Below are 19,826 nucleotides of genomic sequence, written 5' to 3'. Positions count from 1 at the left end.
GTTGTGACTCATATTTTGCATTACTTCGTATTGGTTGTACTTATATTCACACCCTATTCGTCAACGCTGGCAAATACGGTAACAGTGGCATCGTGGAATATGCGCTGGCTTGATAGTCAATCTGAACGTCCAGAGTCACTACGCCGAACGGCTGACTATCAAGCAATGGCAAACACTGTAAAGCAACTTGATGCCGACGTTATTGCTTTCCAAGAAGTGGCTGATGAACAGTCGTTATTATTAGTCATGGACGTGGACAATGACAGCCTATCGAATAGCCGTTACCGTATTGAACTTTCAACACGCCAAGCACATTCCAAACCCAGTCGCTCAGGCATTCGTTGGGAACAATATGTCGGATTCGCCATCAGACCACACATCGCCTATTACCGAAACCCTGATCTTATCGCTCTCGATACCACTAAACAGCATTATCTGCGTTACGGCGTTGACATCACCCTGCTCGATAACACACGGCAACCACGCCTTAGACTATTGACCGTTCACCTCAAAAGTGGCTGCTTTTCTGCCAAATCACGGAAAAAAAACTGCAAGCAACTGAAGCAACAGTTTGAGGCAATTGAGCACTGGGTCGAAAAACGCTATAAGGAAAAACAACCGTTCATAGTGCTTGGTGACTTCAATCGCTACTTAACCGCCCCTAACGATTGGCTTTGGCGAGAACTTAATGATGGCTTCCCGTTTGGATTAACACTCTACGCAGCGACATCTGGCCAGAAAAGTAATTGTACGGTGCGCCGTTATAGCAGACATAAAAAACGCTGGTTTACGCATAACTACCGCCAGTTTATCGATCACATGATTATGGGTTCAACAACCAAATCAATGATGGTAAGCGGCTCTTTTAAACAGCATGAATTTCAACCGAACTCAGTCAGTCACTTTAATACCTCTGATCACTGCCCAATAAAAGCAACACTTAATTTATAATTGGTCACACCACAAATTCGCTCACAATAACATCAAAAACAAGACGTTTAGCATAAAAAAAGCCAATAACAGCCTAATTTACAATACAGATAATGAATATATCCCACACCATGCTATTCTCTTTGTTTTATATAAAAATACAACAAATTACATTGGTAGATAACATGAGAATTGGTGTTTTATATGGAGGTGACTCCAGTGAGCGAGAGGTTTCTCTTAAGTCAGGAATGTGTATCGCCGACGCTATCGAGTCATTAGGCCACGAGGCAATCAAAATTGATCCTCGGCATATTGATATTACCCTTCAAGGTTTCTTTAATTTAGATAAAGTATTCATTGCACTGCATGGTGGCATGGGTGAGAGTGGACATATACAAGCTTTGCTTGATCTGCTCAAAATTCCATATACAGGCAGTGGTCTACTTGCTTCATCAACATCACAGAATAAGCATAAAACCAAAGAAATCTGGAAAGCGAATGGCCTAAATACCGCTGATTGGATCCAAGTGAATAAACACACCCCAGCAGATTCCATCAAAGCCACACTTAGTAACCTTACGTACCCTGTTATCGTAAAACCTTTAAATCAAGGCTGTAGTATTGGCATAACAAAGGCAGACACCCCCGACAGCCTCTTCCATGCCTTAATTACCGCCTTTGAATACGATGACAATATTCTGGTAGAAACTTTTATTACTGGTCGTGAGTACACTTGTGCGATTTTAGATGGAAAACCTTTACCTGCGGTACAGATCAAGTCTGATAGCTTCTTCGACTGGGATGCAAAATTCGGTAATCAAACTGCAACCTACCACTGCCCGTCAGACCTGACCGCGGAACAAGAACAAAAAATGCAGCAGGCTGCACTCAAAGCCTACCAAGTACTTGGCTGCCGGGGCTGGGGTCGCGTTGATACCTTCCTTGATGATGCCGGAGAAGTACACCTAATCGAAATGAATACCGTGCCGGGCATGACGACGCGCAGCGTATTCCCGATGGCAACAAAAGAAGTCGGGATGAGCTTTGAGGATACCATCGCTAAGCTACTTGATACCGCTTCATACGATGAAGTGAAATAAACCACCCCCACCTTTGACCATAATGGTGCGAACGCGCCATTATGGAAACAACCTCATACCCAAAAGGTATATTTTCAAAATATATATTCACATAGATTATACTTTCATGCTTAATTATGATTTTAAGGGAACTAAAAGCATGAAAAAGCTGGCAATATCAATGATTTCTATTTTATCTTTTAATGCAAATGCCTTAGTGCATACGGAAATCGAAGATTCACGTATACCAACCATCAAGTCTGCAGTAGAAAGCTACAACACTGAGTTTAATCAATCTCATTCAGAATTTTTACCCGATGTTACAAGTATCAGTAATAGTATCGGTAGCATGATCAATACGGCCGTCATTACGGGTAATCAAAGTCGCATGCTATCTAACTGCTCATTGAATGCGACAGGAATGGCAACACGACAAACAACCGCAAATACTGCGCTGGATGCTGAACAACTGATACCTGACACCCAATACCACTTCTGGGGAAGCTATAGCCCAACGGTAGAGCAGCAGCTTATCGGGATTTCAGAATACCTTTCGATAAAAGCACCGCAAACTCAACTCTCTTTGGCAACACCCAACGGCAGCCAGTGGTTTAAGCTTGATCAGACAGAAGTTAAAGCATCGGATGGTTGGAAGGCGATGAAGCAATATCAAGATGGTACCCGCTTCGTTGTGGGAATAGGGCTAATGGATGAGCTTATTCGTGACAACAGCCATTACATTTATGCAGAGAAGATCAATGGTGAAGTCATCTTCATTGATGGTCAAACCAATCTCAGCAAAGATATCCCACCGACATACCTCACAAATAAATTCGACTTTAGTCATCTTAATATCCCACTGGTTACTGGACTGATGTTTTGGGCGCTTGAGCCTATCAGCTAACATTCAATAGAGATAAAAAAGCCGGTAAGCAGAGGCTTACCGGCAAAACTGTCAGAGCTACCCCTCAGACAACAGAACACATTTAAATGAGATCTTCGCCATTGCTCGCAATGACTTTTTTATACCAGTAGAAGGATTTTTTGGGGGTACGATCCAAACTACCGTTGCCTTCGTTATCGCGGTCAACATAAATGAAGCCATAACGTTTGCTCATTTCACCCGTCGATGCTGCGACCAAATCAATACAACCCCATGGCGTGTAACCCATCAATGGAATACCGTCGCCGATTGCATCTTTCATCGCCTCAATATGCTCACGCAGGTAATCAATTCGATAGTCGTCGATGATCTCGCCGTTCGCCTCAACAACATCTTTTGCGCCCAAACCATTTTCAACCAAAAAAAGCGGCTTTTGATAGCGGTCATATAACGTATTCATCGTAATACGCAGGCCCTGAGGGTCGATAACCCAACCCCAATCACTGGCAGCTAGATGTGGATTTTTAATCGACTTCACCACATTTGCTTCGCTGGTATTACCTTCATTCATATCGGCAGAAGCGCAACGAGATGCGTAGTAACTAAACGAAATGAAATCAACGGTGTGCTTTAGAATGTCATGATCTTCTTCATGAATATCAAGTACGACATTCTTATCATTAAATACTTTCTGCGCATAAGACGGGTAATAACCACGCGACTGAACATCAATGAAAAATAGGTTTTCACGATCTTTTTGCATCGCGGTAAATACATCTTCCGGCTTACAAGAATACGGATAGAAGTTACCACCAGCGAGCATACAGCCTACTTGGTTATCAGGGTTAATTTCATGGGCAATCTTTGTCACCAGTGCACTTGCAACCAACTCGTGGTGAGCAGCCTGATATTTAACCTGATCTTTATTCTCGCCCTCTTGGAACAAGATACCCGCTCCCGAAAACGGGCTTGCCAATAAAATATTAATTTCATTGAATGTCAGCCAGTATTTCACCAAGCCATCAAAGGCTTCAAAACAGGTACGCGCATAACGCTCAAAGAAGCTGATCATCTTACGGTTACGCCAAGAGCCGTACTCGTTGACAAGGTGCATTGGTACATCAAAGTGACAGAGTGTCACTAAAGGCTCAATACCGTATTTCTTACACTCTTCAAATACCTCGCGGTAAAAATCGAGACCCGCTTGATTTGGCGTTTCTTCATCACCCTTTGGAAAGATTCGGCTCCAAGCAATCGACATGCGAAACACCTTAAAGCCCATCTCTGCCAGCATGGCAATATCTTCTTTGTAACGGTGATAGAAATCAATTGCTTGGTGGCTTGGGTAGTATTCATTAGGATCAAGTTCAACCGAATCTCGTTGACCCAGTTTAATTGGCATGCGGTTTTCACCGTACGGGATCATATCAACCGTCGTCAGCCCCTTTCCACCAGCAAGGTGAGCACCTTCAGACTGGTTAGCGGCAATTGCGCCGCCCCACAAAAAACCTTCCGGGAACCTAATATCAGACATGTTATACCTCTTTGTAACAAAGCCACCCCTATGAGAGGTGGCTTAAATTTATTAGTTAGACAGCAACACTAGGCAATTGCAGGTTTTGCTGGTGCAGGAATTTCATTTGATTCAGTTTCTTTATCAGCGGCTTCTTTTGCTGCCGTTGGGTTTGATTCATCCTCATCTTCAGGGATATCTTCAAAGCCAAGCAGTAAGGTCAATACGAAAGATAAAACAACTGACAGTGCCATCAGACCCAATACCCACACTAGGCTCATCGGATCGTTCACGTCAATAAACTGCACACTGGTGAATAGGCTCGGTGCTGCCATTGAGTGACTGGCAATGCCCGCCATACCCGCTAAGCCACCAACGATAAAGCCCGTAATAAGTGTCGCAATCAATGGACGTTTCAGGCGAACTAATACACCGTATAGTGCAGGCTCTGAGATACCAGCCATCAGTGCTGATGCACCCGCCGCCATCGACGTTTGTTTCAGCGCAATATTCTTGGTTTTCCAAGCAACGGCCAAACATGCACCACCCATACCGATGTTTGCACCGATTTCAGACGGCATTACCATTGCCTCGGTACCCGTTTCAGCAATTGTTTGGATAATAGTTGGAGTAAATACGCGGTGCATGCCAGTTAGAACCAATAGCGGCCATAAAGCGCCCATGATCGCAACAGCCAACCAGCCTAATGTACCGTGGATAGTGTATACCAGCGTAGAAAGTGCAGTACCGATCCAAATACCCATAGGGCCAACCAACACGATACCAATAGGTGCCGCAATTAACACGATAAGCATCGGTTTCAAGAAGTTCTTGGTCACCGCTGGAGTAATGCTATCAACCCAACGCTCGATGTACGACAGGATCCAAGTCATGATCAGCACAGGAATAACGGTATAGGTGTAACGTACAGAAGTGATTGGAATGCCGAACAAATCAACCTGACGTCCGTCCGCCGCTTGCGCCATCAAATCGACAAAGTTTGGGTGTACCAACACACCGGCGATACCGATCGCAATCGACATATTGGTTTTGAATTTAATCGAAGCGGATGCTGCCACCATAATAGGTAGGAAGTAGAAGGCACCGTCACCAATCGTATTCAACAGGATAATTGTTGAGTGATCGGCTTCATAAATGTTGAACATAAGTAGCAGCATGGCAGCCAATTTAACCATCGAGCCACCGATAATCGCAGGGATCAATGGCGACATGGTACCAACAAGTGCATCAAGCATTTTGGCGCCGATAACTTTCGGTGTCAGCTTCACTTTTTTCGCAGCAGGCGCATCAGCGGTGTTGCCACCATCTAAACGGCATAGGTTCATCACTTCTTTATAAGCATAAGATACATTGTTACCAATGATCACCTGACACTGGTCACCATTATGAACAACACCCATGACACCTTTAATCGCCTTTAGAGCAGAAGCATCAACCTTTGCTTCATCCTTTAGTACAAAGCGCAAACGCGTCATACAATGGGTTAATGCAACAACGTTGTCTGCACCACCCAGTTTCTTGACTATCGAGCGGGCAACAGTGCTGTAATCTTTCGACATTTTCTCAACTCCTGGATATCGTGGAGAATGGCTGCAAACTTAAGCGGCGCCTATTCCCTTATATTTTGCTTAAAATGTCATCAGTAAAAATGTAAATAACAATGTAAGTACTGATGACAAAAATTTGGTTTATTTTTTACTTATTGATTTCACTGACCAACTGACCAATGGCTTGCCAGTCACCCTGATCAATTAAATTATTTGGCACCATCCATGTACCGCCACATGCCACAACTTTCTCAAGCGCAAGGTAGTCATTTGCATTAACCGGGCTAATGCCCCCTGTTGGCATAAACTCCACCGGGTATACCGCAGACAGCGCTTTAAGCATGCCAATGCCACCCGAGGGCTCCGCCGGGAAGAACTTCACTGTTTTCAAGCCAAGCGACATTGCTTGCTCAACCAAACTTGGGTTGTTTACGCCGGGAATGACCGCAATATTTTTCGCCAAGCAATACTCAACAGTGACAGGGTTAAGACCTGGGCTCACAATAAAGTCAGCACCCGCCAAAATAGCTTGGTCGACCTGCTCTATTGTCAGCACAGTGCCAGCACCAATCAGCATGTCTGGATATGCTTCACGCATCAGGCGAATAGATTCTGCCGCTGCCTCTGTGCGAAAAGTAATCTCGGCGCAAGGCAACCCATTTTCCACCAATACTTTTGCCAATGGTTGTGCACTTTCTGCATTTTTAATCGCAATCACAGGTACTATTTTTAGCGCCTTCAGCTTGCTTTCGATTGTTTGTCCCATTTTTCTCCCCCTCTTCATAACACTTCCTACAGCAAAATATGAGCAATACTGGTAGCGCTAAATATGGTGTTTTTTATGAAATCTTTTTTGAGAGGTTCACAACCACTCAAGTTACGGGTAACATGTTACCAGTAACGTTAGTAAAATAAACCCGAATTTGAAGATCATCTGAAAAATGAGATCCAGATCAGAAAAAGATTCAAGGAGCTTAAATGTTGGGGAAAAGCATTATTGTGATGGGGGTGTCTGCATCCGGAAAAAGCACCATAGGCCACCAGTTAGCAATGAGTATTGGCGCTAAATTCATTGATGGGGATGACCTTCACCCTAAAGCAAACATTCTAAAAATGGCTAAAGGTGAGCCGCTGAACGATGATGACCGTCGACCTTGGCTTGAACGTATCCGCGATGCAGCATTCAGTATTGAAAGCAAAAACGAAACTGGTGTCATTGTTTGCTCAGCATTAAAGAAATGTTACCGAGAACAAATTCGTAACGGTAATAACAATCTCGCATTTTTATATCTTGAAGGCAGCCCTGAACTCATTTTGGATCGTATGCGCCTTCGCAATGGTCATTTCATGAAGGAAAACATGATCAATAGCCAATTCGCGGTGTTGGAATCACCAACCGGTGAGCCAGACGTTATTACTATCAGTATTGATCAAGGTATTGATGCAGTTATCGAGCAAGCCGTTATTGCTCTTACACCATCAACAGCCGATCAACTAAGTGGTCAGGAGACAGTGGCATGACACATCCGATAATTAGCGAAGTTACATTGCGGATAAAGCAACGCAGTGCCGAATTACGTAAAAGTTTTGAAGATAAAATTGCACAACAAGCTAAGCAAGGGAAAGGGCGTACAAGCCTATCTTGCGGTAACTTAGCACATGCGGTTGCGGCTTCAGGCCAAGAAGAAAAGCTCAAAATCCTCGATTTCACCCGCTCAAACCTTGCCATTATCTCTTCATACAACGATATGCTCAGCGCACATCAGTTGTATAAGCACTACCCCGACCAAATTAAAACAGCGCTAAAACCTTACGGACATACCGCACAAATTGCCGGTTGTGTACCTGCCATGTGTGATGGTGTTACCCAAGGTCAGCCAGGTATGGATATGTCGCTATTTTCTCGCGATTTAATCGCCCAATCGACAGCATTTTCTCTAAGCCACAATGTGTTTGATGCAACGTTATTGCTCGGTATTTGCGATAAAATCGCTCCGGGTCAACTAATGGGCGCATTGAGCTACGCGCATCTGCCAACAGCATTTATTCCTGCAGGCCCAATGCCAACAGGAATAAGCAATGAAGAAAAAGTTTCAGTCAGACAAAAATACGTTGCAGGTGAAGTCGGCAAAGAGGCATTACTAGAGATGGAATGCCAAGCTTACCACTCCGGCGGTACGTGTACCTTCTATGGTACGGCGAATACCAACCAGCTCGTTTTCGAAGCAATGGGCCTGATGCTACCCGGCTCCGCATTTGTAGCGCCACATACAGCGTTACGACTAAAACTGACTGAATATGCTGCTTTACAGCTAGCGGCAATGTCTGAAGGCAGTGCTAACTACCGTCCATTGGCTGATATCTTTACGGCTGAGAACCTAGTCAATGGCTTGGTGGCACTTCTCGCCTCTGGTGGCAGTACTAACCATACTATCCATATGATAGCTATCGCCCGTGCGGGTGGATTGATCCTGACATGGGATGACATGAGCGATCTGTCGGACGTCGTGCCATTGCTTGCGAAAATGTACCCGAACGGTCCTGCCGATATTAACGCGTTTGAACAGGCAGGCGGTGTACCCGCCCTAATGTGCCAACTGCATGATAGAGCATTGCTGAACAGTAGCGTTAAGACGGTTTTTGGTGAGTTTAACGACCAACTTTGTCTGCCTACACTCAAGAACGACGAGCTATTATGGCAAGCCTCTTCAGGCACTGCAGATCCCGAGGTAATTGCGGCTAAAAATCAAAGCTTCAATCAAACCGGTGGTACAAAAGTTCTAACCGGCAATATAGGCAAAGCGGTTGTCAAAGTATCAGCTGTCGATAAAGCTCATCAGTTTATAGAGGCACCGGCGAAAGTCTTTTTGTCTCAGCATGATGTAGAAACGGCGTATCAAAATGGCGAGCTAAATCAAGATTGTATCGTTGTGGTTAGCCATAATGGCCCAGCCGCCAACGGCATGCCTGAGCTGCACAAGTTAATGCCAATTTTAGGTAACATTCAAAAAGCAGGTCACCAAGTTGCGCTTGTGACTGATGGTCGATTGTCTGGTGCATCAGGTAAGATCCCTGCTGCCATCCATGTTTCTCCAGAAGCGTTACGTGGTGGGGCTATCGGTAAAATTCAAGATGGCGATATCATTACGCTAGACTGCCGTACTGGCGAACTTTGCGTATCTGCGGATCTAGATAGTCGCTCAGGTCGCCAGATCGATACCGAAGCAGATCAAATTACTTGGGGAAGGGATATCTTCAAAGTCATGCGCGATAACGTTTCTAGCGCAGATACTGGGGCAAGCTTTATTTTTTAATCCAGCCGCTTATTAAGGTGCCGCTGTATTGCTCTTTCTAGTAAAAGCAACTCGGCACCTTGCTCTAGCGTTTACAGGTTATAAACTCTCGCCACGGGTAATAGTAAATCCAAGATCATAAACGTTCCGTGTTTTGCGCTCACCTTCAATTGCCGACAGCAACAACTCAGCACTCTTCTCTCCGATTTGATAACGTGGTGTATAAATACTGGTTAAACGTGGCGTGATCGCTTGTCCGATATCTAAGGCGTTATAACCCACCACACTGAGTGTTTCAGGAATTCGAATCCCTCGCTCGTTACACGCTAGTATCGTACCAATTGCGATATCATCATTGGTGCAAAAGACACCATCCAGTTCTGGGCATTCAGCCAAAGCACGGCTTAGTAATTCCCCGCCAAGCGTGAAACTAGAGTGCTCATGGGTCAGAATATGATATTTTTCTAATCCAGCCTCGGTCATCGCTTTATCATAACCTTCCATACGTAGCTGGGTTCGAGTATCTAAGCGTGCCCCAAAATAAGAAATGTGCTTTTTACCCTTTTTAATCATCGCCTTAACAGCGGAATAAGCCGCATCAACATGATCAAGCCCAACCACCATATCAATCGGTTTTTTGGGTAACTCCATCGCCTCAACCACAGGAATACCTGCCATTTTGATCATCTGTAGCGTTCGTTCAGTATGGGCTGTACCCGTTAGAATAAGACCATCGACTTGATATGAAAGCAAAGAAGCGATTTTACGTTCTTCAACTTCTTCGCTGTAGCTGAAGTGTGCGATAAGCGTTTCATAGCCTCTGTCATTCGTAACTGCCTCAATACCTTGAGCAAAACTGGAAAACACTTGGTTTGACAGTGACGGTAATAAAACACCGATAGCCTTACTTGATGATTTCGATAGCATGGCTGGTGCCCGATTTTGAATGTAGCCAAGCTCTTCTACCACTACGGCTATTTTGTCACGTGTATTCGCCGACACTGACTCGGGGTTACGCATATAACGACTCACCGTCATTTTGGTGATACCAATGCGATCTGCAATATCTTGGAGGGTTGGACGCGTTTTTTTCTGTTCTTGAGTCATGGCTATAAGCTAATTAACTGCGAGTTACCGTAAAATGTTACAGTAACATACCACTACTAAATCACACAGAACAACTTAAGACCTTTTCAGCCTACGAGTTCAAAAAGTCCCCCGAACGTTAACTTTCGAGAGATCCGTCAACTATTTTCATYATAATAGCTTTTAAAATATACACTTATGGTATAAAGATCACGAATTGATAGTTTTATTAATAGTCGGGTGACAAAGGAATGGTACTGATACTGTTAGTGATCGTATGTGGCTTGTTAATCTTATTGGCCGTAAAAGAACGTGGACAATTAAAAATAATCTACGCGACCTCAGCCTTACTCATTTTTTTTATTATGACTTTTTTCCTTTTCGATCATATTAAAGAAGAGAAAAAAAAGCGTGCTTTAGTCACCTCTCCGCCACAGATAGTTCTTGAACCACAAGCTCCGCTCGATATTACCAATACTGACAATGAATTCAGTTATAACGATCTTGAAGCCATTTCATTTGAACTCTACAGGCAACTGAGCCAAACCGAGCAACAAGTTGAATCTCTCCAACAACGGCTCGATGCTAAACGCGAATTCATTCTCGAAAACTGGGATAGCGAACAACCAGCCTTTATAAATGAAAACAATTAGGACATTAAAACTAACAGCACTATTCCGCCAGCCTTAACAAGGTGCGATTAGTTTCATCGCGTGATTATTTATAACCATGAAAAAAAGCAAATCAATGCTACGCTTTAATTTGATTGACCACTATTAACACAACGCTCAATAAGTGGAGAATATTAATGAAAAAGCTCCTTATGCTAATCTGTATCACTTTCTCTAGCTTTACTTTTTCGGCAGGAATGAGCGGGGGAAGTACAGTCACAGTTCCACAAATCATCTGTATGCAAAACGGTGAAATACTTGGAACAACGGCTATGCCCGTTTACGAGTGTGGCAAGCTCAAAAAAGAACAAACAGAAAAGACTAAGTGATCTACCTGAGCGGTCAAAAACAAGAAGCTAGGTTAAACAACCTGGCTTTTTTGTTTTCTCAGTTCAGTAACTCAATTCAAACGACACCGAACCGCTATCCACTTCAAGGGTATCACTGCCCGTAAGCTCACCACCAGCTTGTACAGAGATACTGAAATCTTTGGTGGCGTTGAATTTTACCCCAGTGCCAAATTCAGTCGGATCTGAAATGTTTTTATTTTGATAAATACTGTTATCGTCAACCATCGTATTGTGTACAGGGCGGTTCCCTTCACCAATAAATTCTAGTCGTTGGCTCTCTTGCGAGCCTTCGATAAAAATTTCACCCAAAGCACGCTCTTGGGCTGATAGCCCACAAGAAAGCAATGCAATTATCATCAGCAAGCTATTACGTATCATACGCGTCCTTGTTACTCCACCACCTAACGGAATAAATCCGGTGTCAAAGTGAGTTTATGCTCCTAGATAGACTAACTGGATCATTGGCTGAGTCAATACATCAGCACGAAACCAGCGTTATTGTCACAACCATTACCCGATTAATAACGGTAAAAACCCCTTCATCGCATCCGTTCTTCAAACAATGTTTTAAGAAAATCTAAAAATACACGCAATTTTGGGGTTGCCCCGCGGTGACTTGGAAACAATGCATGGAATTCAACAGCAGGGGCCTGCCAGTCCGGTAATACGCGCCGCACCCCCTCTTTTTTTCCCATATAGTGCGGCAATAAAGCAATCCCTACTCCTCCTATAGCCAATTGATAAATTGCCGAGAAATCGTTAACCGTGCAATAAGGCGTAATAGTGTGAGTCTCTTGAACATTACCCTGCTGCAAGGTCATCGTTTGGGGTTCACCGGCCTTTCCCCCCATCATTAAAATAGGATGGTCGCAAAGCTCAGTGATATCCTTCGGCTCACCATATTGTTTAAGGTATGTATCTGTAGTAAAAAACTGATGGTAACTTTTGCCTAATAAGCGAGAAACGAGTCCAGAGTCTGGCAGGTTGCCGACCCTTATCACTACATCGACCCCTTCTTCCAAAATATCCACACGGCGGTTCGTCAATTCCATCTGTACATTGATATTGGGGTAAGAGGTTAAAAAACCGGCCATTGCGGGGGCAATGATTTGCTGCCCTGTCGTTACTGACACGCTGACTCGAAGTACACCTTGTGGCTCTGACATCATTGCCAATACTGCTTGCTCGGCATGTTCAGACTCTTCAATGATCCTCACGCAATGTTGATAGTAAATCTGGCCGATGTCAGTCAAATGAATACGCCGTGTTGTTCGCTCGAGTAACCTGATTCCGAGTGACTCCTCTAACGATGACACATGGCGACTGATATTTGACTTAGGTAAGCCAATCATCTCAGCTGCAGCGGTAAAACCACCAGCCTGTACAACCCGTGCAAATATCACCATATCATTTACATTCTGTGTCACTGCTTGATCTCCTGCTGCTTCATATACTTGCTTACTGTTCTATTTATAGAACAGTAATTCCCATAAAACACCATTTATCACATTTGCGCAACAAGCTAACCTTTTATCTAACAACCAAGAATGAGATAGAGGGACGACAAATGGACAAATTACAGAAATCACAATTATCACTGGGTGGATTTGCTGGATTAACTGAACACCGATTGATCAAGTCGCCTCAAGCATTTGGGGGAGAAGCAAACCATGACGGCAGTTGGCCAGGATTGGGTAACTTCGTTTATCTGGCTGATGCACAATTTTTACCGAAGGGCGAAACCCATATGCATAGCCACCACGAAGTTGATGTTATTTCAGTCATGGTAAAAGGCCGCATTGCCCACCAAGGATCTCTGGGGCACGGCAAAGATCTCAACACCTATGATGTTCAAGTCCAGCGTGCTGGCGGTGAAGGGTTTTCTCACAATGAAGTTAACCCCGATGATAGTGCTAACCGCATGATCCAGCTTTGGGTATTACCCGAGCAAACAGGGCAACCTGCCGCTTATAAAGTCTATCGCCCACAGCAAGGAGAGATGACACGTATCTACGGCGGCACAAGCAGCCACGCTGATTTCCCTGCAAGTACGATTATCGACACTGCACGGCTATCAGAAAATCAGTCCATTAAAATCAACGCACCGTTTATTGCCTATCTCGTCGAGGGTGAAGGCAAGGCCAACAACGAAAAGTTAATTGCAGATGAAATGATCCGTGGAACTAAGTTGAACTTTACAGCTGAAACAGAGTGTCAGCTGATCATTATTCAACTCGCAACAGAGAAGGCAACTAAGCACTAAGCACTAAGCACTAAGCACTAAGCACTAAGCACTAAGCACAGCATCCACATGGAGACAGTAAGATGACAAATATATTTGCAGAACGCCTCACCCCAGATAATGCGGTACTTGCGATGATCGATCACCAGACAGGCTTATTAGTCAGTTGCCGTGATCAAGATGTGCATTTAACGCAGGCTAATATCCGCGGATTGTGTCATACAGCCAAAGTACTTGAGCTACCATCCGTTGTGACAGCAAGTATGCCGCAAGGACCTAATGGCCCGATCATGAGTGATATTTTAGATATCCTCGGCAACAACGTGCTCGAACGGCCAGGCGAAATCAATGCGTGGGATAACCAGGACTTTAAAGGAGCGATTGAAGCGACTGGACGTAAGAAAATCATCATGGCAGGCATTGTGACTGACGTATGCTTGATGTTTCCAGCCATCTCAGCGGTGGCCGACGGCTATGATGTCTACGCTGTGATTGATGCTTCAGGCACATGGAATGAAACCGTGAGAGATGCGGCCATGATGAGAATGAGCCAAGCCGGCGTTAAAGTGACCACTTGGGCTGCCGTTCTCGCCGAATTAATGCACGACTGGCGCAGTGAAAAAGGCCTTGAGCTTGGCAGCGTGCTGGCCGAACATACCTCATACCAATGGGTATACAGCAGTTTTGTCACGGCCCAACAAACGAAGTAACAACCAATTATTGGCGGTGTGTATACCGCCAGTGACAGTGGATGCAGTTAAAGGGGCATACCCTCCATCATGTATCCTTATCTCTCAGTGTCATTAAATATTCATGCTATGTACCTAACATTAGCTAAAAGGCTCAATTTTCAATATTTAATGGCACACTCATGATTGCTTTAACAACCCGATGGCAATATGCACTGACTGTCATTTTCATCATCACTTTGCTAAGTACTAGCCTTTTGTTTGCCAGTAAACGCATTGCTTTTAGTGGCCAACCGCTAAGCCAATATAATCAAGTCAGCTGTGTAATGAACAGTAAAGGGCGAGACTCGTTCAACATTCTGGCGCCCAGCCATATGCTGGCAAAGTCATTAGCCAACCAGTTTTGCCAGCTTAGCGAGCTAGAAAACACATTCAGCCAAATAACGGTAAGCTGGCTCCCAAGAGGTACACTAGAGCCTGCTGCTATCCTTGAGCAAGAATACGAACTCATGTGGGGAAGAAAAACTCACCTTGCAGGGCTTGCTCCTCAATATAGCGATTATTACCAGTCCATTAAATCATTGCCAAGCTATGATGTCTTTTTCCTCAGCCATGAGCCGTTAGCCAAACTCACCAGAGATACTTTCATCTCCAAGCGCATTGGCTTACTTGACGACAATTACAGTCAATCTGGTTTTCAAATACCTATCAATACATTCCGCCAGTTGGGGCTATCAATAGAGAGTCTCAATATAAAACATTACCAGAGCCGTAAAGCCCTTCATCATGCCTTTAGCCAGCAAGAGGTCGACATTATCACCGCTAACTCTTACAGCCCAAAGCTCTACCGCTATCAAGCACCTTACAAACTACGAATTGCCAGTAACATTTCCTCCGGCGCTTGGTTCATTAACAAGCAGCTTATCAGCCCTGAACTTAAGGCGATTATCCGTCAGTATTTAGACCGTCCTCTGCCACTTTCGCGTATTACCCTTAACCAATAATGACATTGAGTGATGAGCTCGATTCACAGTTAGATAGCCAACACGTCAATGTCTCGAATAACAATAATAGCTAGTACCCCAATGAAAAAATTCCAATTACAGCGGCTTAATCAAGGAATACACCCACTGATTGTATTTACCCTATCAGTGATACTCTATTTCACCCTTAGCCATTGGTTTTTACAGGCTAGCTTAAGGGACCAATATTTAGCGGCATATCAACAACCACTTATCGAACATGTTTCCTCCGCCCAGCGTGATACAGGGGATACTGGCTTAACGCCGGATTTGGTTATCACTATCGCGCGACAAATAGAGCAAGATTTAACATTCAATCCTAACCCCCTGTTTGTCACGCAATGCCGTACCACTGTACTCAGCTTACTTAATCAGCCAACCAACGAAGCACAACAACCTTGGTGGTATATAACCCCAACCAGAACAGCCATAAAGCAAATCGGTTTAGTGGCCAATATTGACTGTAAGCCTCAAGTCAAAATCTGGCTGCCTATTGCGATGCTCATTGCGGCTCTGCAGACGCTACTGATCTGCCGGCTACCTCGCCCGCTAACAACCAGGCAGCATCAAGCTCAAACGTTCTTAACCCAATCAGGCATCGTCCCAACACAGGCTATCTCCCTAATACGCCAATACCCCCGCATTTTCGCCCAACTAACTCAAGATCAACTCGCATGTTTTTTACAGAGCCTTCCGCACATGCCAGTCGAGCAGGCGCTGGCCATTGCTCAACATGAATCAGACATGTTTTTTTCGACGACCAATAACCACACATTAGTGGTTAAGCTTCATGGCGTTACAATCGAGATGGCAAAAACACCGCTAATCTATTATTACTGGTATGCCCAAAAACGCGTAACGAACGAACATGAGGGCTGGTTCACCAATCCAGCAGCTAACCGTCCAGACCAAGTGTCTGCCGAGTCGTTGATTACTTTAATGGAGCAGTTCGGTGGTCATGCGAGAGCCATTAGCGATCTAAAAGAAAATGGGCTCAAAGCAAAGTCTCTCGACCAGAACCGCAGCAAGATCAAAGAAGCTATTCTCGCCGTTCTTCCTCCTTCATTGGCTGAAACTTATCTATTTGAAAAAGACAATTCTGACAGCCAACTCAGGGCGAGGTATCGTATAAAGCTTGATATCAATAAAATAACCCTAACATGAATCACAGCATAAGGTGTTGATATATATGAAATCTAAGCACTTGTAGACATCTATAAACATACCAAGATATCTTCGTCATTAAACCTTAACCACAATTTTCAACAGTAGTTCCCACTTAACAGGCACCGACCCAATATGGTGCCAAACCTACAGAGCATGTACTCATTTACAGCAGGGAACACCCATGAAACTGAAAACGAAGCTTCTCTCAACAGCCATCAGTGCTGGACTCTTTCTATCGCATCAAGCCAACGCATTGAATATTGTCCTAACCAATGATGACAGCTGGGAAACCACCAATATCCAAGTGCTGAAAACCGCACTCGAAGACGCTGGCCACGATGTCATAATGTCGGCACCCTGCACAGGACAAAGTGGTAAAGGGGGCGGGTTTCACTTTTTCAAAAATGTGTCCGTAGATACCTCAGAAGCTAGTGATAATAAATTCTGCATCGGTGATACCGATACAACGGCAGCCTTTGAAAACTATGTTGAAGGAACCCCAGTGATGTCTGCGCTCTATGGCATTGATATTGCGGCTCAGGAGAAATGGGGAGCTAACCCTGACCTACTGATTTCCGGCCCAAACGAAGGCAATAATGTTGGCTACTTGAACAATAATTCAGGTACTTTAGGCGCAGCAATGATCGCCCTTTCCCGTGGTATTCCCGCCATTGCTGTCAGTGGCGATATAAACTCAGAGCATGATCCTTCTCAGGCTCCAAAAATTGCCAAGGTTGTAATACAAATTCTTGAAAACCTCACCGCGAGCCAACTTGAAGGGCAACCTCTGCTCCCCGCGTACACAGGACTGAATATCAATACCCCTGCAGACCTTGATAACCACAAAGGCTATCGTTTCACTGATGTTGGCTGGAACGGCGGCGGTATTGCACTAACGTTTATGTCAACCACCACCCCTACTACTAATATGGTGGGCTTTGAGCTCAGTGATGTAGGCGATAGCAATGAAAGCTCAGAAGGTGTCGCCATCCAAAACGGCTATATCGCCGTCAGTACCATTGATGGCAATATCCAAGCCCCAAGGGCAAAAGTCGCCCATATCCAGCAACGCTTAACCGAGCTAACAAAATAAGAGAGGTTCGCATGAAATATTGGTATCTCGCTATTGCTAGCGCCCTAATGTTAGCCGGTTGCAATAGCAGCGATAGTACAGACAGTGATAGCAACAATAATGGGGAGCTTGTCGTTTCAGGCTTTTTCAGTGGCGTTAGCAACGATATCAGCGGTCAGCCAATCCGGGTAGATGCCGCGCTATTATCGGAGTCTGACTCATTAGTTACCCTATGGGACGATAGAGATAACCAAACTAACTATATCGCTCACATAGGTTCAGATCGCCAGTCCTTCTCCTTTGCCAACGGCCAGTATCAATGTACGTTAGAAGTGCAGGCATTCAAATGTCGCGCTAATCAGGGGGATTTCATTTTAGAAAAACAAACAGAGGAAAAAAGCGATATTGCGTCATTGGCTGGCCAATATACCGCGGTTAATAATACTGGCGACCTACAAATAATGACACTTGAAGCCTCAGGTTCACTCACAATTGAAACGGGCAACTGTGAAGTTCAAGCCAAATTATTAGAGCATGCCAACAAGACGTTGCTGAAAATATCACAGGATGAAAAACAGTGCGGCTGGCCTGAATCAATCACCTATGCCACACCCGTTACCACCAGCTATGACTTAACCAGTATTGACGTTCAGTCGAGTGATCCTGCATTTCCACAAGTGTGGCTAAAACAATAGATAATAAAAAGCCCGCTTATTCCTAAGCGGGCTTTCTGGTGATTGTTTCTTTTCACAAAAGGCTTAATTAGCTAATGTGACGAACGCGGAAGCTACGTCCTTTCATTTTGCCACTTTCTAGCTTTTTCAATGCAAAGCGTGCCACATCACTTTTAACCGCAACAAATGCTGTCATGTCGAAGACATTGATCTTACCAACTTGGTCACCACGGATACCATTCTCACCCGTAAGTGCACCTAAAATGTCGCCAGGACGTACTTTTTGTCTTTTGCCACCACTGATCTGCAAAGTCACCATTGAAGGGCGATGTGTTGGTTGATCAAGCAAATCGAGAGAAGGTAACGCTTCACTTTCAATCGCTTTATCAAGGTAGTCTTCTAATAATGCAATCTTGTAGTGCTCTTTGTCACTATAGAACGAACAAGCAATACCTTGGCTACCAGCACGGCCTGTACGACCAATACGGTGAACGTGTACTTCAGTATCACGGGCAACGTGGTAGTTAATCACACAGTCAAGGGCATCAATATCGAGGCCACGAGCCGCAACATCGGTTGCCACTAACACTGAGGCACTCTTGTTTGCAAAACGAACCAACGTTTGATCGCGTTCGCGCTGCTCAAGATCACCATGCAATGCAATTGAGCTGAAGCCGTAATGCTCTAGATCATCAGAAACTTCCTGTACTTCACGTTTGGTATTACAGAATACCACGGTTGATTCAGGGCGGTGTTGTGACAGCAACAAACGCAGCGCGGTCATTCGGTCTTCATCCGAATCAACTTTATAGAAATGCTGATCAATGCTGCTGTTATCGTGAGTCGATTCTACTTTCACCATTACTGGCTTATGCATAATACGGCTAGCAACTGATTCGATCTGCTTAGGGAATGTCGCACTAAATAGTAACGTTTGACGATCCGCAGGAGCGGCATCAGTGATCGCATCAAGTGCATCTTGGAAACCCATTTCCAACATGCGGTCTGCTTCATCAAGAACGAGTACGTTCAAATCATCAAGCGACAAGAAGCCTTTACGTAAATGCTCTTCAACACGCCCCGGTGTACCCACAATAATGTGCGCACCGTGTTCTAACGAGCCAATTTGCGGACCAAACGGTACACCACCGCACAACGTTAGTACTTTAATGTTGTGGATTGCACGAGCAAGCTTACGGATTTCTTTGGCAACTTGATCAGCCAACTCACGCGTTGGACACAAGACTAACGTTTGAATGCGAAAACGCTTAACGTTGAGGTGATCAAGCAGACCCAAACCGAAGGCAGCTGTTTTACCAGAACCTGTTTTACCTTGTGCAATCACATCTTTACCCGCAAGAATGTGCGGCAGGCTTTGCGCCTGAATTGGGGTCATTTCGTCATAACCCAATGTTGATAAGTTGCTTAGAAGACCAGGCTTCAGGTTTAAGTTTGAAAAAGCATTTTTGCTCACGGGCAGTATCCTATCATCCCCTGCGTGCCAACATACGACGGCCACAGGCTAAAAAAACAAAGTCGGTAACATAGTGACACTGTTCATCGAAATACAGCACCTATCACCTCAAG

General features: G+C 44.6%; 20 protein-coding genes. 13 read left to right on the top strand and 7 right to left on the bottom strand.

The window, feature by feature from the left end; genetic code table 11:
• Window positions 1-3 precede the first annotated feature (3 nt).
• The 3 genes from L4D09_RS09335 to L4D09_RS09325 all read left to right on the top strand — a co-directional run bounded on the left by L4D09_RS09335 (window position 4) and on the right by L4D09_RS09325 (window position 2,913).
• Window positions 4-951 (top strand): endonuclease/exonuclease/phosphatase family protein, encoded by a 948-nt coding sequence (locus L4D09_RS09335; protein ID WP_428457229.1) that lies wholly within the window; start codon window positions 4-6, stop codon window positions 949-951.
• Between the two features lie 164 nt (window positions 952-1,115).
• The gene (locus L4D09_RS09330; RefSeq protein WP_428457228.1) at window positions 1,116-2,030 is read left to right on the top strand and encodes a D-alanine--D-alanine ligase family protein; all 915 of its coding nucleotides are present in this window, start codon (window positions 1,116-1,118) and stop codon (window positions 2,028-2,030) included.
• Window positions 2,031-2,169: 139 nt separating this feature from the next.
• Window positions 2,170-2,913 carry a hypothetical protein gene (locus L4D09_RS09325; RefSeq protein WP_428457227.1) on the top strand — a complete coding sequence of 248 codons (744 nt, stop codon included), beginning with the start codon at window positions 2,170-2,172 and terminating at the stop codon, window positions 2,911-2,913.
• Window positions 2,914-2,995: 82 nt separating this feature from the next.
• On the opposite strand, the gene ascB is transcribed toward L4D09_RS09325, so the two are convergent.
• The 3 genes from ascB to L4D09_RS09310 form a co-directional block, all read right to left on the bottom strand.
• Window positions 2,996-4,426, bottom strand: a complete 1,431-nt coding sequence (gene ascB, locus L4D09_RS09320) for a 6-phospho-beta-glucosidase (protein ID WP_428457226.1) — start codon at window positions 4,424-4,426, stop codon at window positions 2,996-2,998.
• 68 nt (window positions 4,427-4,494) lie between these two features.
• The gene (gene ascF / locus L4D09_RS09315) at window positions 4,495-5,985 is read right to left on the bottom strand and encodes a PTS cellobiose/arbutin/salicin transporter subunit IIBC (protein ID WP_428457225.1); all 1,491 of its coding nucleotides are present in this window, start codon (window positions 5,983-5,985) and stop codon (window positions 4,495-4,497) included.
• Window positions 5,986-6,121: 136 nt separating this feature from the next.
• Window positions 6,122-6,739: a bifunctional 4-hydroxy-2-oxoglutarate aldolase/2-dehydro-3-deoxy-phosphogluconate aldolase gene (locus tag L4D09_RS09310; RefSeq protein ID WP_428457224.1), complete on the bottom strand. Its 618-nt coding sequence runs from the start codon at window positions 6,737-6,739 to the stop codon at window positions 6,122-6,124.
• Window positions 6,740-6,951: 212 nt separating this feature from the next.
• Here L4D09_RS09310 and L4D09_RS09305 point away from each other — a divergent pair, with 212 nt between their 5' ends.
• Entirely contained in the window at window positions 6,952-7,494 is a 543-nt protein-coding gene (locus L4D09_RS09305) for a gluconokinase (protein WP_428457223.1), read from the top strand.
• Window positions 7,491-9,287 carry a phosphogluconate dehydratase gene (edd, locus tag L4D09_RS09300; protein ID WP_428457222.1) on the top strand — a complete coding sequence of 599 codons (1,797 nt, stop codon included), beginning with the start codon at window positions 7,491-7,493 and terminating at the stop codon, window positions 9,285-9,287. The genes L4D09_RS09305 and edd overlap by 4 nt, the downstream gene beginning before the upstream one ends.
• Before the next feature lie 78 nt (window positions 9,288-9,365).
• Here the strand turns inward: edd and L4D09_RS09295 are convergent, their stop codons facing one another.
• Window positions 9,366-10,373 carry a substrate-binding domain-containing protein gene (locus L4D09_RS09295; RefSeq protein WP_428457221.1) on the bottom strand — a complete coding sequence of 336 codons (1,008 nt, stop codon included), beginning with the start codon at window positions 10,371-10,373 and terminating at the stop codon, window positions 9,366-9,368.
• 230 nt (window positions 10,374-10,603) lie between these two features.
• Between L4D09_RS09295 and L4D09_RS09290 the strand changes: the two genes are divergently transcribed.
• A complete protein-coding gene (locus tag L4D09_RS09290; RefSeq protein ID WP_428457220.1) occupies window positions 10,604-11,005 on the top strand; it encodes a hypothetical protein in 402 nt (133 codons plus the stop codon).
• Window positions 11,006-11,160: 155 nt separating this feature from the next.
• Window positions 11,161-11,352 carry a hypothetical protein gene (locus L4D09_RS09285; protein ID WP_428457219.1) on the top strand — a complete coding sequence of 64 codons (192 nt, stop codon included), beginning with the start codon at window positions 11,161-11,163 and terminating at the stop codon, window positions 11,350-11,352.
• Window positions 11,353-11,415: 63 nt separating this feature from the next.
• Here the strand turns inward: L4D09_RS09285 and L4D09_RS09280 are convergent, their stop codons facing one another.
• Both L4D09_RS09280 and L4D09_RS09275 read right to left on the bottom strand, forming a co-directional pair.
• A complete protein-coding gene (locus tag L4D09_RS09280; protein WP_428457218.1) occupies window positions 11,416-11,751 on the bottom strand; it encodes a hypothetical protein in 336 nt (111 codons plus the stop codon).
• Window positions 11,752-11,912: 161 nt separating this feature from the next.
• Window positions 11,913-12,800 (bottom strand): LysR substrate-binding domain-containing protein, encoded by an 888-nt coding sequence (locus tag L4D09_RS09275; RefSeq protein WP_428457217.1) that lies wholly within the window; start codon window positions 12,798-12,800, stop codon window positions 11,913-11,915.
• A 140-nt stretch (window positions 12,801-12,940) separates the two neighbouring features.
• On the opposite strand from L4D09_RS09275, the gene L4D09_RS09270 reads away from it, so the two are divergent.
• The 6 genes from L4D09_RS09270 to L4D09_RS09245 all read left to right on the top strand — a co-directional run bounded on the left by L4D09_RS09270 (window position 12,941) and on the right by L4D09_RS09245 (window position 18,260).
• Window positions 12,941-13,636: a pirin family protein gene (locus L4D09_RS09270; protein WP_428457216.1), complete on the top strand. Its 696-nt coding sequence runs from the start codon at window positions 12,941-12,943 to the stop codon at window positions 13,634-13,636.
• Window positions 13,637-13,698: 62 nt separating this feature from the next.
• Window positions 13,699-14,325 (top strand): isochorismatase family protein, encoded by a 627-nt coding sequence (locus L4D09_RS09265; RefSeq protein WP_428457215.1) that lies wholly within the window; start codon window positions 13,699-13,701, stop codon window positions 14,323-14,325.
• Window positions 14,326-14,486: 161 nt separating this feature from the next.
• Window positions 14,487-15,308 (top strand): hypothetical protein, encoded by an 822-nt coding sequence (locus L4D09_RS09260; RefSeq protein ID WP_428457214.1) that lies wholly within the window; start codon window positions 14,487-14,489, stop codon window positions 15,306-15,308.
• Window positions 15,309-15,389: 81 nt separating this feature from the next.
• Window positions 15,390-16,490 carry a hypothetical protein gene (locus L4D09_RS09255; RefSeq protein ID WP_428457213.1) on the top strand — a complete coding sequence of 367 codons (1,101 nt, stop codon included), beginning with the start codon at window positions 15,390-15,392 and terminating at the stop codon, window positions 16,488-16,490.
• Window positions 16,491-16,674: 184 nt separating this feature from the next.
• Complete coding sequence (locus L4D09_RS09250) at window positions 16,675-17,586, top strand: 5'/3'-nucleotidase SurE (RefSeq protein ID WP_428457212.1); 912 nt, start codon at window positions 16,675-16,677, stop codon at window positions 17,584-17,586.
• A gap of 11 nt (window positions 17,587-17,597) precedes the next feature.
• Window positions 17,598-18,260: a hypothetical protein gene (locus L4D09_RS09245; RefSeq protein ID WP_428457211.1), complete on the top strand. Its 663-nt coding sequence runs from the start codon at window positions 17,598-17,600 to the stop codon at window positions 18,258-18,260.
• Window positions 18,261-18,327: 67 nt separating this feature from the next.
• Here the strand turns inward: L4D09_RS09245 and dbpA are convergent, their stop codons facing one another.
• Window positions 18,328-19,713: an ATP-dependent RNA helicase DbpA gene (gene dbpA, locus L4D09_RS09240; protein WP_428457210.1), complete on the bottom strand. Its 1,386-nt coding sequence runs from the start codon at window positions 19,711-19,713 to the stop codon at window positions 18,328-18,330.
• Window positions 19,714-19,826: the final 113 nt, after the last annotated feature.

Origin of the sequence: Photobacterium makurazakiensis (assembly GCF_050336715.1) — a bacterium.
GTDB lineage: Bacteria > Pseudomonadota > Gammaproteobacteria > Enterobacterales > Vibrionaceae > Photobacterium > Photobacterium makurazakiensis.
Note: the sequence above shows the minus strand (reverse complement) of the source record. Positions and strands in the feature narration are given on the sequence as shown.